This window comes from Kluyvera sp. 1366 (assembly GCF_054823405.1).
The window spans coordinates 567,044-581,081 of record NZ_JBTRDW010000001.1; the positions used below are offsets into that span (position 1 = coordinate 567,044).

At 55.2% G+C, this 14,038-nt stretch carries 12 protein-coding genes; 9 read left to right on the forward strand and 3 right to left on the reverse strand.

Annotation, left to right across the window (positions count from 1 at the left end; genetic code table 11):
- The first annotated feature begins 88 nt into the window (after positions 1-88).
- Entirely contained in the window at positions 89-1,006 is a 918-nt protein-coding gene (locus ACVLVH_RS02670; RefSeq protein WP_498948647.1) for a DMT family transporter, read from the forward strand.
- Between the two features lie 2 nt (positions 1,007-1,008).
- Here ACVLVH_RS02670 and ACVLVH_RS02675 read toward each other — a convergent pair whose 3' ends face one another.
- Complete coding sequence (locus tag ACVLVH_RS02675; RefSeq protein WP_277975278.1) at positions 1,009-1,896, reverse strand: MurR/RpiR family transcriptional regulator; 888 nt, start codon at positions 1,894-1,896, stop codon at positions 1,009-1,011.
- 195 nt (positions 1,897-2,091) lie between these two features.
- Here ACVLVH_RS02675 and ACVLVH_RS02680 point away from each other — a divergent pair, with 195 nt between their 5' ends.
- The 4 genes from ACVLVH_RS02680 to ACVLVH_RS02695 all read left to right on the forward strand — a co-directional run bounded on the left by ACVLVH_RS02680 (position 2,092) and on the right by ACVLVH_RS02695 (position 6,785).
- Entirely contained in the window at positions 2,092-4,221 is a 2,130-nt protein-coding gene (locus tag ACVLVH_RS02680) for a TonB-dependent siderophore receptor (protein ID WP_498948649.1), read from the forward strand.
- Positions 4,222-4,261: 40 nt separating this feature from the next.
- Entirely contained in the window at positions 4,262-5,371 is a 1,110-nt protein-coding gene (locus ACVLVH_RS02685; protein WP_280173309.1) for an ABC transporter substrate-binding protein, read from the forward strand.
- A 116-nt stretch (positions 5,372-5,487) separates the two neighbouring features.
- Positions 5,488-5,640: a con-10 family general stress protein gene (locus ACVLVH_RS02690; RefSeq protein ID WP_101761338.1), complete on the forward strand. Its 153-nt coding sequence runs from the start codon at positions 5,488-5,490 to the stop codon at positions 5,638-5,640.
- A 248-nt stretch (positions 5,641-5,888) separates the two neighbouring features.
- Positions 5,889-6,785 carry an SDR family oxidoreductase gene (locus ACVLVH_RS02695; protein WP_101761337.1) on the forward strand — a complete coding sequence of 299 codons (897 nt, stop codon included), beginning with the start codon at positions 5,889-5,891 and terminating at the stop codon, positions 6,783-6,785.
- Positions 6,786-6,820: 35 nt separating this feature from the next.
- Here the strand turns inward: ACVLVH_RS02695 and ACVLVH_RS02700 are convergent, their stop codons facing one another.
- The gene (locus ACVLVH_RS02700) at positions 6,821-7,726 is read right to left on the reverse strand and encodes a LysR family transcriptional regulator (protein ID WP_498948651.1); all 906 of its coding nucleotides are present in this window, start codon (positions 7,724-7,726) and stop codon (positions 6,821-6,823) included.
- Positions 7,727-7,873: 147 nt separating this feature from the next.
- Between ACVLVH_RS02700 and ACVLVH_RS02705 the strand changes: the two genes are divergently transcribed.
- Positions 7,874-8,620 (forward strand): SDR family NAD(P)-dependent oxidoreductase, encoded by a 747-nt coding sequence (locus ACVLVH_RS02705; RefSeq protein WP_498948653.1) that lies wholly within the window; start codon positions 7,874-7,876, stop codon positions 8,618-8,620.
- Positions 8,621-8,659: 39 nt separating this feature from the next.
- Here the strand turns inward: ACVLVH_RS02705 and ACVLVH_RS02710 are convergent, their stop codons facing one another.
- The gene (locus tag ACVLVH_RS02710; protein ID WP_101761334.1) at positions 8,660-9,832 is read right to left on the reverse strand and encodes an ROK family protein; all 1,173 of its coding nucleotides are present in this window, start codon (positions 9,830-9,832) and stop codon (positions 8,660-8,662) included.
- A gap of 152 nt (positions 9,833-9,984) precedes the next feature.
- Between ACVLVH_RS02710 and ACVLVH_RS02715 the strand changes: the two genes are divergently transcribed.
- Genes ACVLVH_RS02715 through ACVLVH_RS02725 form a run of 3 tightly spaced genes read left to right on the forward strand, consistent with a single transcriptional unit; the run spans position 9,985 to position 14,030 of the window.
- On the forward strand, positions 9,985-11,304 hold the full coding sequence (locus ACVLVH_RS02715) for an MFS transporter (protein ID WP_271460308.1): 1,320 nt from the start codon (positions 9,985-9,987) through the stop codon (positions 11,302-11,304).
- A gap of 10 nt (positions 11,305-11,314) precedes the next feature.
- Positions 11,315-12,958, forward strand: a complete 1,644-nt coding sequence (locus ACVLVH_RS02720) for a GMC family oxidoreductase (RefSeq protein WP_498948655.1) — start codon at positions 11,315-11,317, stop codon at positions 12,956-12,958.
- A complete protein-coding gene (locus tag ACVLVH_RS02725) occupies positions 12,951-14,030 on the forward strand; it encodes a M24 family metallopeptidase (RefSeq protein WP_498948657.1) in 1,080 nt (359 codons plus the stop codon). Before ACVLVH_RS02720 ends, ACVLVH_RS02725 begins: the two co-directional genes overlap by 8 nt.
- Positions 14,031-14,038: the final 8 nt, after the last annotated feature.

Genomic DNA, 14,038 nt, shown 5'->3' on the forward strand with positions numbered 1-14,038 from the left:
GCGGTAATCAGTCGCCGTTAATAGCGGCCCGACGGAGCGGGTTATTTGCTATTCTGTGCGCGACTCTTTCTTAACAATTGTGAAACTTATGCGAACATCGGATTTGTTGCGGCTGCTGCTTTTAGCCGGTATTTGGGGTGCCAGTTTTCTTTTTATGCGCATTGCGGTACCGGCGCTGGGCGCGGTGAACACCGCGTTTTTACGCGTGTTTTGCGGCATGTTGGGTTTATTGATCATTATGGCGGTGATGCGCATTCCACGCCGCTTTGAGGGCAAATTAGGTTGGGCGATGCTGCTGGGCGTTATCAACTCAGCGATTCCGTTCCTGATGTATTGTCTGGCGGCGCGCGTGCTACCGGCGGGCTATTCCGCGATTCTTAACGCCACCACACCGTTGATGGGCGTAATCATTGGTGCGGCGTTTTTCGATGAAAAACTGACGATCACCAAAGTTCTCGGCATGATAGCCGGCTTCAGCGGCATCATTATCATCAGCACCACCGGCGAAGCGCATCTGAGCAGCACTTTAATCGGGGGGATTTTGGCTTGCCTGGTCGCCACCGCCTGTTATGGATTTGCCGGTTTCCTGACCAAGCGCTGGATTGGTGCACGCGGCGGACTGGATGCCACCAAAGTGGCTTTTGGCAGCCAATTGGGTGCATCGCTGTTTTTACTGCCGGTCTTTGCCTTTAGTGCTCCGCAAACGTCCGCCAGCAGCTGGCAAATCCCGGAAGTGTGGGCTTCTATTTTGGCGATTGGGTTTATCTGTACCGCGCTAGCCTACATTATTTATTTCCGTCTGCTGGCCGATATTGGCCCGCTGCGCACGCTGACCGTCACCTTTATGATTCCGCCGTTTGGGATTTTATGGGGCTGGTTAGTGTTGGGCGAGCAGATCAATCAGGGCTTTATCGGCGGTTCGCTGCTGATTGTCTGCGCGGTGTGGCTGGTGACCAGCAACGGCTTAGGCAAACGCGCCGCTGTAAACAGCAGCGCCAGCAAATAGCGTTACTTTTTGCCGGATGGCTTCAGCGATCGATTGAGATCCTGAATACGCTTCATGGTTTTTACCGTACGCGATGAGGTCGCGGAAGCCACCGACAATATCAACATCTCCAGACACACCAACACCGTTCCGTGCAGCGGCATGCGACCATTCTCGCCGCCGCGCGGCACGTTAATAATGACATCCGCCTGTTTAGCGAAAGCCGAATCAAGCGCATTAGTGAGCAAAATCATCGGCATGCCGAGACGCTTCGCCTCTTTCAGCGCGGTCATGCCTTCACGATGCGCCGACTTCTGCGCCATCATAATCAGCACATCGCCGCGTTGCAGCCCAATCAGCTGTTCCGCCAGCGCAATCCCAGAGCGATTGAGCGTTACCGCCGGAATACCAATGCGCGTGAACAGACGCGCGCTGTAATCCGCCAAAATCCCGGAGGCATTAATGCCAAATAGCGCCACCTGACGCGCGTCAATCAAGTGCGTTACCGCTTTGGCGACGGCTTCACGATTGTGCGGTTCAGACAGCGCATCGCAGGCATGTTTATGGCCGCTCAACACAAAATCGATGCCGGAATTGATATCGCACGACAGTTCGCTGACGGTGGCGCTCATCTTCTCTTCAGAGTTCATCGCCGGTCCAAACCAGGCGTTTAACGTGGTTTTTAAATCGCGCAAACCGGCAAAACCTAATGCCTGCACCGCGCGCACCACCGTCGCATCCGAGGTGTTAGTGGCCCTGGCAATTTCCAGCGCCGTGGCATCCAACACCACCTCGCGATGGTCGTGGATGTACCGCGCCACCGCTTGCAGACCGGATGATAAAGTTGGTGCGCGCAACCGATATCGTTCACCCAGCACATCCACACGACTTTTAATGCTATTTCGACTCATCTGCTGATTGCTCTTTTAAGAGTGAGAGTTTTACTGAAGGTTTGTAGTGAATTACCCACTTACTACTTAGAATTAAGATGTAAGCCAATGAATTTATGATAATAAAATGTAACGGCTTCGTAATCATTTCCATTTACTACTACATTACAACATGGTTGAATGATTCTCAATTGCATTGCACCAGGTTAATAAAGAATGAATAACAACAAGCCGTCGGCTTCTAAATCTCAACGCCATCCCGCCATTCTGGCTGCGATTTACGGCGTCAGCATTTGGGGTTCCACCAGCAGTTTTGCCGCCGAGGAGAGCAACACGCTCACCGTTTCGGCGCAGGAAGATAACGCACAAGGTTACAACGTCACTAATAGCGCGATCGGCAGTAAAACCTCTACGCCGCGCATTAACCAGGCGCAGTCGGTCAGCGTGGTTACGCAGCAGCAGCTGGAGGATTATCAGGCGTCGAGCCTTGCCGACGCGATGCGTTTTGTCAGCGGCGTTACGGAAGGCAACACGCTGGCCGGCACCGAAGATGGCTTCGTGCGTCGCGGCTTTGGCAGCAATTCGGATGGTTCGATCTATCGCGATGGCGTGCGCAGCAGCCAGGGTTTGAACTTTGATGCCACCACTGAGCGCGTTGAAGTGTTGAAAGGCTCCGCATCGCTGCTGTACGGCATCCAGAATCCGGGTGGCGTAATCAATGTGATAAGTAAAAAGCCGCAGTATGAGTGGCACAGCAAAGTCAGCGGCCGAACCTCCAGTGAAGGCGGTGGCGCGGGCACGGTGGATGTCACCGGACCGCTTGGCAACGGCTTCGCCTTCCGCCTGATTGCGGAGAAACAGAATCAGGATTACTGGCGCAATTTCGGCAGCGAAAAGCACACGCTGATCTCGCCCTCGCTGCAGTGGTTTGGTGAGCAAGCCAGCTTCCTGATTAGCTATTCAGATTATCAGTACGACATTCCTTACGATCGCGGCACCGCATTCATCAACGGTAAGCCGCTGGATATGGGCTACAAAGATCGTCTGGATGACAAAGCCAACCATGCATGGGGCCACAACAAAACCCTCAACGCCCATTATGACTGGCAGTTTAATGATGACTGGAGCACGCGCGTCACGCTCGGCTGGAACCAGCGTCAATACGATAATAATGAAGTGCGCGTCACGGCGGTCAATGCCAACACTGGCGTGGTGACGCGTCGTGCCGATGCCAATCGCGGTTTTAACCATAAAACCAAATATGTTTCGTGGGACGTGATCGGCTCACAGCAAGTGTTTGGGATGACGCACGATCTGGTGCTGGGCACCGATTACGAGATGATCCAAACCTATCGCGCGCATCAGTATCAGGGCAAAGCCAACACCGGTTTCAACTTCACCGATCCGCAGTACGATATTCTGTCGCCTGTTACCAACAGCAGCACCGAAAACAGCGCCAACGCCAATAACCTCAACCGCACGCACAGCCGTTCAATCTATGCCAAAGACAGCATCAGCCTGACGGAAAACTGGATTGCGGTGCTGGGCGGACGCTATCAGCATTACGAGCAACGCGCCTCGAAAGGTTTTGATCCGGTGGTGCAAACGCTGGACAGCGAAGGCAACAAATTCCTGCCGCAGGCCGGTTTGATCTACAAAGTGACGCCGGACGTTTCGCTCTACACCAGCGTGAGTAAATCCTTCACACCATCGACCGATGTTGATGATGATGGCAACGTCGGTAAACCGGAACAGGGCACCACATGGGAAGTGGGCAGCAAGTGGCAGATTTCACCGAAGCTGTTCGCCAGCGTCGCGCTGTATCGCATCAACGAGCGCGATATGTCACTAAGCATTAACGGCACCACGCGCGCCATCAATAAAGCGCGATCCAGCGGCGCGGAATTTGAGTTAAATGGCGAAGTGCTGCCGGGCTGGGATCTCAGCGCCAACTACAGCTATGACAAAGCCGAGATCGTGGATGACGGTGTTAACGCGGCTAATAACGGCAATCGCCTGCAGAATGCGCCGCGCCACGCAGGCGCGCTCTATCTGAGCCATAATCTGGCGATCTCCGGCATTCCGGGCGATTTCCGCGTAGGCGGCGGTGCGCGCTATGTGGGAACGCGCGCCGGCGATCCGGAAAACAGCTTTACCCTGCCCGATTATGTGGTAGCGGACAGCTTTGTCGCCTGGAACAATCAGCTGTTTGGCGAGAAAACCCAGCTGAAGCTCAATCTGAATAATCTGTTCAACAAACACTATTACACCTCCAGCGGCGGCAATCTGCGCGTGCGTGAAGGAGAAACCCGCAACCTGATGCTCGAGGCCAGCGTTGAATTCTGATTCGATAGTTGTACGACGTGCGCCTGGCTTGTCCGGCCCGATGTTGGTGGTGCTGGCCTGTTTTCTACTGGTGCTCAGCAGCGTGGCCTGGGCAAAAACCATCACCGATATCGACGGTAATCGTGTTGAAATCCCCGATCGTCCGCAGCGTATCGTGCTAGGTGAAAGCCGCATGCTGTATACGCTGGCGTTACTGGAGCCCGGCGATCCGTTTCAGCACATTGTGGCGTGGCCGCAGGATCTGAAGAAGTACGACAGCCAAACCTGGAACAGTTTTGCCCGTCACTTTCCCCAGATGCTGAAAATCCCGTCGCTGGGTGCCGGCGGGCCGAACGCCATCAATCCCGAGCAGATTCTGGCGCTGAAACCGGACGTGGTGATTTTGCCGAGTCTGGCACGCTACGATGATGCCGACCTGCGCCTGGTCACCATGCTGAAAGCGGCGCACATTCCGGTGGTGAAGATCGATCTGCGCGTGCATCTGCTGAAAAACACCCGCCGCAGCGTGGAGATATTTGGCGAAGTGCTGAATCAGCAGGCGCGGGCAGAAGCGTTTAATCGTTTCTACCAGCAGCATATGCAGGTGATTCATGATCGCTTAGCCAGCTATCAGGGCGCGAAACCGTCGGTGCTGCTGCAACTGCATCTTGGACGCCGTAACGAATGTTGCGTGACAGCGATCAACGGCAGCCTCGGCGAATTACTCAACGCGGCGGGCGGCGACAATATCGCCAACAAAACGCAGCACGGCGTGTTTGGTCGCCTGAGTGAAGAGAGCGTGATTGCCGCTCAGCCGCAGTACTATTTTGCTACCGGCTTTGGCGATAACGCCTCGCAGGGCTTACTGAAATTAGGGCCAGACGTGGCACCCGAAACCGTGCTGACTAGTTTCAAACAGCTCACCGCGCAGCAAAACGGTTTACGCGAATTATCGGCATTGAAAAATGGTCACTCGGCGGTGATCTGGATGAATTTCTACCTCAGTCCGTGGCACATTGCGGCGACAGAATTTATGGCTAAAACACTCTATCCACAGCTGTTTGCGGACCTGGAACCCGAAAAGACCCTGCAGCAGATTTTTCGTGATTTCTTACCCATTCCCTATAGCGGCACTTATTTTATTAACATCCCGCCAGCGAGCAATAAATAATCACTTCCGCTCCGCTTGTGATTAATCCGAACCTCGCTAATCTTAAATTGCAGCACGGGCATGGCGTTGAAGCCCTTATTTCCGCCATGCAACAACAACTCACGAGAGGATGTTTTATGGCTGAGCATAGAGGCGGTTCCGGTAATTTTGCTGACGATAAAAAGAAAGCATCAGAAGCCGGTAAAAAAGGCGGAGAAAAAAGCGGTGGTAGTTTCAAAGATGACCCCGCTAAAGCATCAGAAGCAGGTAAGAAAGGCGGCAAGAAGTAGCCAACCATGTTTTAAATAGCACATAGCACCTTGGAAATCCGCCAGGGCACGGACGCCCTAAGCATTATCCCCTTCTGCAGTCGCACCTCGATAAATATTGTTAATTACCTCACGTTACTGCTGCACTCTTTAACCCCCTTTCGTTTACCGTTTCGTCTTAATAAATCTGATTGTTCACTTTCTAACGTGACAAACATCACATTTATGCCAGGCTTAGTTTATTCACCTCATGCGACAAGGAGATATATATGACATCGCAAACCACAAATAAAACCCTTATTACTGAAACGTATCCGGTTCCGCCATTTAAAAAGCAGACGCAACCGATGCCGGGTTTGGCGAGCAAAATGGATCCCCGTCCCGATCATGGTGAAACCAGCTATCGTGGTACCGGTAAATTGACCGGTCGTAAAGCGCTCATCACCGGTGGTGATTCCGGTATTGGCCGCGCCGTGGCAATTGCTTATGCCCGCGAAGGCGCTGATGTCGCCATCAACTTCCTGCCGGAAGAAGAGGCTGATGCGGCAGAAGTGGTAAAACTGATTGAAGCCGAAGGCCGCAAAGCGGTGGCGATTCCGGGTGATATTCGTTCGGAGGAGTTCTGTCAGAAGCTGGTGGATCAGGCTGCTGAGCAGCTAGGCGGATTGGATATTCTGGTGAATAACGCCGGACGTCAGCAGTTTAATGAATCCATCCTGACACTCTCTACTGAAGACTTTGACGCCACCTTTAAGACCAACGTCTATGCGATGTTCTGGATCACCAAAGCGGCGCTGAAATATCTGCCAGCTGGATCGTCCATCATCAATACCTCGTCGGTGCAGGCGTATCAGCCAAGCGCGATCCTGCTGGATTATGCGCAGACCAAAGCGTCGATTGTCGCGTTTACCAAAGCGCTTGCGAAACAGCTGGGTGAAAAGCAGATTCGCGTCAACGCGGTTGCGCCTGGCCCATACTGGACCGCACTGCAGGTGAGCGGCGGACAACCGCAGGAGAAAGTGGAGAAGTTCGGTGAATCCGCACCGCTGGGTCGTCCAGGACAACCGGCTGAAATCGCCCCGCTGTACGTCACGTTTGCCGATGTGAAAAACAGCTTCACCTCCGGCCAGGTGTGGTGCTCTGATGGCGGCACCGGCACGCTGTAATCATCTTTGGGGTCGCCATTCGTGGCGACCCCGCTCTACCCGTTCAATCGCCCAGGAAATACGTCCCTCAGCCATCCGATAAATACCCGCAATCGCTGCGTAAGATGACGATTCTGCGGATAAACCACATGAAACGGATAATTCCCCGGACGCCACGCCGCCAGAATCTCAACCAATTTCCCTGCCTGTAAATCTGCCGCCGCTGCATAGCGGAAGGTCTGAATAATCCCTAAACCCGCAACCGCTGCCGCCAAATGCGCGTTACTTTCATTGACGCCAATCCGATGCTCACTCTTAATCTCAAGCAGCTCTTCGCCCTGGGTAAAACGAAACGGAAACGCCCTGCCGCTCTGCGGTGACAAATAGCTCACCATGCGATGACCATTTTTCAGCTCCTGCGGATAAGCCGGTACGCCATAGGTTTTCAGATAGCCCGGCGCGGCGCAGGTAATCATCTCCGCATCCCCCAAATGACGCGCCACCAGCGACGAATCGCTAAGCGGACCGCCGCGAATCACGCAATCGACGTTACCGCTGATCAAATCCACCGCGCGATCCGCAACGCCAAGATCGATACGAATGTCCGGATAGCGGGCAATGAAATCGGGCAGCGCCGGAATCAACACATCGCGCGCGGTTGAGCCGCCAATATCAATACGCAGATAGCCGCCAGGTTTGGCGCTTTCCGCATTAAACGAGTGATCGATATCTTCCAAATCGCGCACGATGCGCAGCGCTTTTTCATAGTAATCGCGCCCTTCTGGCGTCACCGTGACGCGCCGCGTGGTGCGTTGCAGCAAGCGAACGTCGAGATGCGCTTCCAGTTCCTGCACCAGTTTGCTCAGCGTGGCATTCGGAATATCAAGAGAATCCGCCGCACGCGTAAAGTTGCCCGCTTCGACGACGCGCGCAAAGGCCTTTATCGCCAATAACTGATCCATGCTGTTTTCCGCCGCCTTTAATTATCCACACACAGAAATAGTTATTTCGATTTTACACCATTTATCAGCAAACGCCGTGAAGATAGATTGCTTCTCATGCACTGCAACGCAGTCATCAAAACCTCATCACCCATTGGAGAAGCAAACATGAACGCACTCAACGGCAAAATCGCATTGGTAACCGGCGGCACAACTGGCATTGGTCTGGCATCCGCGCAGGAGTTGGCGACACAAGGCGCACGCGTGTTTATCACCGGTCGTCGTCAGGCGGAGCTTGATTCGGCAGTCGCCAGCATCGGTGCCAGCGCCAGCGGTATTCGCGCTGATGCTGCGGTGCTAAGCGACCTCGACAACGTTTACGCAGAAATCGCCAAACAAGCGGGCCGCCTCGATATCCTGTTCGCCAACGCCGGTGGCGGCGACATGCTGCCGCTTGGCGCCATCACCGAAGAGCATTTTGACCGTATCTTTGGCACCAACGTGCGCGGCGTGCTGTTTACCGTGCAGAAGGCGTTGCCACTACTGAGTGACAATGCCTCGGTGATCCTCACCTCGTCCACCACATCGGTTCAGGGTACTGCCGGATTCAGCGTATACAGCGCCAGTAAAGCCGCGGTGCGCAACTTTGCCCGCTCATGGGCGCTGGATGTGAAAGATCGCGGTATTCGCGTTAACGTTGTGAGTCCCGGCCCGGTGCGCACGCCAGGTTTGGGTGGTTTGGTGCCGGAAGATCAGCAGCAAGGATTGTTTGATGCGCTGGCGGCGCAGGTGCCGTTAGGTCGTCTTGGCGAACCTGACGAAATTGGCAAAGTGGTGGCGTTTTTAGCGTCCGATGCGTCCAGCTTTATTAACGCCGCTGAGCTGTTCGTCGATGGCGGTATGGCGCAGGTCTGAAAGCTATTGTGTAGGTCGCCATTTATGGCGACCACGCTCTCAAGCCGCACTGGGTTCCGCCTCCACATATAAATAACCAATCCCCAGCACCTGCCGCGCCCGATCCAGCTGACCAAAATGCACATTGGTGCCTTTGCTTTTCAACGCATCACGCGGATCGAACGGATTGAAATCGATTTGCCGCACAATGGTCTGCAACCAACTGTCACCAAAGGTACAGCTGCGACCATATAACCAAATCTGATTAATATTCAGCGTGTTGAGAAAATTATATAAGCTCATACCAATCGCTTCGGCGGCGCGCTGTGCCCACGCTACAATCCAGGGTTCGCCCGCTTGCCACGCTTGCAATAACTGCGTGCTGCTGGGCTGCGGCGCTTCGGGATCGCGCTGATGAGCCGCCTGTTTTAAGGTGCTGAGTGAGGCCACCGTTTCCAGACACCCCTGACGCCCGCAACTGCAGCGCTGACCGTTCGGCTCAATGATGGTGTGGCCGATTTGGCCGCTGCCGTACAAATTGCCGCGAAAAATCTCACCGTTGATCACAAATGATGAGCCGATGCCGTAATCCACATTGATGACGCAGAATTCGCTGAGCGCATTGCGGTTTAACCACTTCTCAGCCAGCGCCAGCATCACGCAGTCGTTATCTACACGCACTTCCACGCCGAGCTTCTCCTCCAGCAGAAATTTCAACTGCAACGGCGTTTTCCACGCGGCCTGCGGCATATGCTGTGACACACCGGTGACCGGATCGACCTGACCATGCACTGCCAGCGCCAGATTAATGCGTCGCTTCGGCCACTGTTTGCAGGTTTTCCGCCACACCGCCTCAATCTCACTGAGCAATGCTTCCGGCGTTTCCGCTTTGATGGCGACTTGCTCAAATTCTCCCTGCGCTACCAGCTGCGCATCGGCCAGTTGCCGTTCAATGCTGCTCGGCTTGACGCATAAACACAGCGTCCAGGCACCGTTGGATGGCAGTGCAAAACTGCCATTGCTGTTACCGCGAGCGCTCATCAGCGCCTCTGAGTGTTGCAGTTTTCCTTCATCCAGCAGTGCCTGCAAAATTTTGCTGGTAGCCGGAATGGTTAAGCCGCTGAGGTGTGCCAATTGAGATTTACTGAGTTGCTTATGCCGCCACATCAGCGACATAAACAGCGCCTTATTATGTTTTCGCACCTGCAAATTGTTCAAACCCACCGGCTTCATTTTGTCTCCATCACACCCCATCCGCCCCGTTTACTAAACAGAGTTTACTGTCTTTTGTGATGGTTTCGCCATCCTCTTTACTACCGTTGCCTTAAAGTTCGTGCTCATCCCAATAACAAAAAAATATCCTCACCTCCCAAGAGACATTGAACATGACAACATCACCTGCAAACCATCCGTGGCTGATCCGCCTCGGCATTCCACCCGCGCTGGCCTGGGGCTACGTCGCTGTATTGCTGTTTATGATTGGCGATGGCGTAGAGTCGAACTATCTCGCGCCTTACCTGCATGAAAATGGTTTCTCACTCAATATCGCGGCGGCAGTGATCGCTTTCTACGGCGTCACCGTTACGCTCGGTTCGTGGCTGGCCGGTTCACTCTCCACACTCATTGGCCCGCGCAAAGTGATGCTGGCAGGCGGTGTGATCTGGATTGTGTTTGAAGTGCTGTTCCTCGCCATCGCCTTGCCTTCCCACAGTGTGGCCTTGCTGGCGTTAACCTACGGTTTGCGCGGCGTTGCCTACCCCATGTTTGCCTATGCCTTTCTGGTGTGGATTCAGGCCGCCGCACCCGCCGATATGCGCGGTTCAGCAACCGGTTGGTTCTGGCTGGCGTTTACCGGCGGCTTGCCCACGCTGGGATCGCTGGTGGCGATCTTCTCAATACAGTTGATTGGTGAATATGCCACGTTCTGGCTTTCGCTTGGGCTGGTTGTGTTGGGGTTGCTGGTCATGGTGATCGCGCTGAAAGAACGCAGCGGCTATCAGTCGTTGCTCGATGAGCAACACCGTCAGCAGAGCGTTGCGCGTACGCTAATGGGCGGCATCGATATTTTGTGGCGTGAACCGCGCATCGCCGCGGCTGCCGTGGTTCGCATCATCAACACCACGCCTTACTTCGGCTTCTTTATTTTCCTGCCAGGCTTTTTCACCGAGCAGATCGGATTTACGCAAACCGAATACCTCAGCCTGATCACCATCATGGGTTTAGTCGGCATGAGTTTTAATCCCATTGTCGGAAAGCTCAGCGATCGCATCGGCTGGCGCAAAGTGCTGACGGTATTTGGTGGACTCGGCTCCGGCATCTCAATGTTGCTGATGTATTTTGTGCCGCAATGGAGCCACGGCAGCTTTGTCCTCAGCGTCATCTGCGCGTGTTTATATGGCATCACCTTGTGCGGCTATGTTCCCGCTGCCGCGCTGTTCTCTTCCCTGTGTCAGCCAAAAGATAAAGGTAACGCGATGGCGATTTACTGCTTTGCTGCCGGGCTTTCCACTTTCTTTGGCCCCGCGCTCTATGGCGCCTTCAACGCACTGTTTGGCACCTCGGGCGTGGTGTGGGGTTACGCCGCGTTGTACTTGATCAGCGCTCTGGTTTCCTGGTGCTTCCTGCTCAGCCCGCTTGATCCCGGCGAGCAGCATAATCCCGAGGCGCAGCGCCTGCGTCGTTTAGATTCTGTCGCTTCAGAGTAAAGAGAGAACCATGAAAGAGTTTGATTACATTGTGGTGGGCGGCGGCAGCGCCGGTTGTATCGTCGCCGCCAGGTTAGTCACGGAAGGCAACGCGCGCGTGCTGCTGCTGGAAGCCGGGCGCGATGAGTATCACCCGGTGCTAAAGATGCCCGCAGGTTACATGAAGTTTCTCGCCAGCGACAAATTCCTCACCATGCACCAGACCGAGCCGCAGCCACAGCTCAACGGACGCGGCGTGATTGTGCCGCAGGCGAAAGTATTAGGCGGCGGTTCGACGGTCAATGCGATGGTGTATATGCGCGGCCATCGCCAGGATTACGCCGACTGGAACAGCGCGCTCGGCAATCAGGGCATCGACTGGTCGTGGGATGCGCTGCTACCGCACTTTACCGCCATCGAGGATAACGATCATCTCGGTGCGCCCCATCACGGCGTCGGCGGGCCAATGAAAGTGTCGCATCTCGGCCACTTCAGCCCTCTGAGCCGCGCTTATGTGAAAACTCTGCAGGGATTGGGCATTCCTTACACGCCGGATTTCAATACAGGCAATCCGTTTGGCGTAGGCTTTATGCAGCACACCATTAACGGTCAGACGCGCCAGCGCTGCAGCGTGGTGGATGCCTTTATTACGCCGCTGCGCCATGACGCGCGCTTGACCATTGTCACCGGCGCGCAGGTAGAGGAGATTCTTTTCGAGGGCGCAAATGCCAGCGGCGTACGCTACACACAGGATGGCCATCCGCAACGTGCCAGCGCGCGTAAAGAGGTGATTCTGGCTGCCGGTGCCTATCAAACGCCGAAGCTGCTGATGCTCTCCGGCATCGGTCCAAAAGCCCAGCTAAAACAGCATGGCATCACGCTGCGTCGACATTTGCCGGGTGTCGGCAAGAATTTGCAGGATCACTATGAAGTGCCAGTGGTGGCCAGCACCAACGGTGCCTTTGGCTATTACGGCCAGGATCGTGGCTGGCCGATGGTCAAAGCCGGCTTGCAATATATGTTGTTCAAAACCGGTCCGGTCACCACCACCGGCGTGGAAACCTGCGCCTTCTTTGATCCGCTCGATTTCAGGGCCACGCCAACGATTCAGATGTTTTGCGTGCCCACGGTGTATCTCGACCGCGACGTGATGGGCGCCGATCCCGGCCATGGCGTTACCGTCAATTCGCTGCTGCTGCGCCCCAAAGCGACCGGCGAGGTCACGCTGCGCGATAGCAGCGCCAGCAGCTTGCCGATTATCGATACGCAAATCTTTGGTCATCCCGACGATTTGGCGCGCACCATCGCCGGTTTCCGTTTTGCGCGTAAGGTCATCACCGCGACGCCCATCGGCGCGATGGTGCAGCAAGAGATCTTCCCCGGTGCAGAGATTACTTCAGATGAAACTATCGTCGAACACTGCAAACGCATGGTGAAAACCGGCTATCACCCGGTCGGCACTTGCCGCATGGGCCACGATAACGATCCGCTGGCGGTGTTACACGACGACCTGCGCGTGCGCGGCGTTAACCGCCTGCGCGTGGTCGATGCCTCAATGATGCCCAACATTATCAGCGGCAACACCAATGCCATTGTGATGGCAGTGGCCCATCGCGCCGCTGAACTGATGTTGCAGAGGCAGCAGAGCGAGAAAAAGGAGCACGCTTATGAGTGAAAAATTATCCCGCCTGCAGCGCGTACTTGCCTCCTGGCAACTCGATGGTGTGCTGCTTACCCGGCGCGATAACATCGCCTGGCTGACCGAAGGTGCCAGTTTTTACGTGGTGGAACGCGCCGAAGTCGGCGTGGCCAGCTTGCTCATCACGCAGGACAAGGTTCTACTGCTCGCCCCTGAAAATGAGATGCCGCGTATCCTCGCCGAAGAATCGCTGCCGTTTGCCTGTGAAACGCTGAGCTATCCGTGGTTTCAATCGTTAAATACCCTGTTGCCTGAGGGCAAATTCGGCAGCGATACGCCGCAAAACGGCATGTCTGATATTCAACAAGCGATGGTCGCACTGCGACAGGGCCTGAACAGCAGCGAACAGCAGCGATTTAGAGCGTTGGGGCGCGAAGCCGCGCAGATTGTTGAAGGTGTGGCGCGCCAGCTACAAGCGGGCGTGACGGAATGGCAAGTGGAGGCCGAGATTGTGGCAGCCTGTCTGGCACGCGGTATTCGTCCGATGTGCACCTTAGTGGCGGCCGATGAGCGTATTAGCGCGTTCAAACATCCGGTGCCCACGCAGAAAAGGCTGCAACAACACATGCTGATCACGCTCGGCGCCGAGCGCCACGGGCTGCACGTGAGCCTGACGCGGTTAGTGCATATCGGCCAACCTGGACCCGCATTACGCCAGCGCCTCAACACGTTGTGCCAGATCCACGCCGATATTCTCTGTGCAACGCAGCCGGGCCAAAGCTGGTCAACGCTATTTCAGGCAATTAAAGATGCCTATCAGCGGCACGGACATGGCGATGCGTGGCGCGATCATCATCAGGGCGGCCCGGCGGGTTATGGTTGCCGCGACGTGATCCTAACGCCAGATACGCGCGGCGATATTCATTCTGATATTGCCGTGGCGTGGAATCCCACGCTCAGCGGCGTAAAAAGCGAAGATACCTTTTTGCTTACCGCTGAGGGCTGCGAAGCCTTAACGCGCAGTGGCGAATGGCCAATGATTACCGTGCAGCGCGGCGAGCGCACGTTGTACTTCCCAGACTGGCTGGCATTACCGGCATCTTCATAAGGAGGCGA

What these genes read in the sequence shown, in the direction of transcription:
- ACVLVH_RS02670 (WP_498948647.1), top strand. Translation starts at nt 89, where the DNA reads ATGCGAACATCGGATTTGTTGCGGCTGCTGCTTTTAGCCGGTATTTGG.
- ACVLVH_RS02695 (WP_101761337.1), top strand. Translation starts at nt 5,889, where the DNA reads ATGACATCGCAAACCACAAATAAAACCCTTATTACTGAAACGTATCCG.
- ACVLVH_RS02680 (WP_498948649.1), top strand. Translation starts at nt 2,092, where the DNA reads ATGAATAACAACAAGCCGTCGGCTTCTAAATCTCAACGCCATCCCGCC.
- ACVLVH_RS02720 (WP_498948655.1), top strand. Translation starts at nt 11,315, where the DNA reads ATGAAAGAGTTTGATTACATTGTGGTGGGCGGCGGCAGCGCCGGTTGT.
- ACVLVH_RS02690 (WP_101761338.1), top strand. Translation starts at nt 5,488, where the DNA reads ATGGCTGAGCATAGAGGCGGTTCCGGTAATTTTGCTGACGATAAAAAG.
- ACVLVH_RS02675 (WP_277975278.1), bottom strand. Translation starts at nt 1,896, where the DNA reads ATGAGTCGAAATAGCATTAAAAGTCGTGTGGATGTGCTGGGTGAACGA.
- ACVLVH_RS02700 (WP_498948651.1), bottom strand. Translation starts at nt 7,726, where the DNA reads ATGGATCAGTTATTGGCGATAAAGGCCTTTGCGCGCGTCGTCGAAGCG.
- ACVLVH_RS02725 (WP_498948657.1), top strand. Translation starts at nt 12,951, where the DNA reads ATGAGTGAAAAATTATCCCGCCTGCAGCGCGTACTTGCCTCCTGGCAA.
- ACVLVH_RS02715 (WP_271460308.1), top strand. Translation starts at nt 9,985, where the DNA reads ATGACAACATCACCTGCAAACCATCCGTGGCTGATCCGCCTCGGCATT.
- ACVLVH_RS02685 (WP_280173309.1), top strand. Translation starts at nt 4,262, where the DNA reads ATGTTGGTGGTGCTGGCCTGTTTTCTACTGGTGCTCAGCAGCGTGGCC.
- ACVLVH_RS02710 (WP_101761334.1), bottom strand. Translation starts at nt 9,832, where the DNA reads ATGAAGCCGGTGGGTTTGAACAATTTGCAGGTGCGAAAACATAATAAG.
- ACVLVH_RS02705 (WP_498948653.1), top strand. Translation starts at nt 7,874, where the DNA reads ATGAACGCACTCAACGGCAAAATCGCATTGGTAACCGGCGGCACAACT.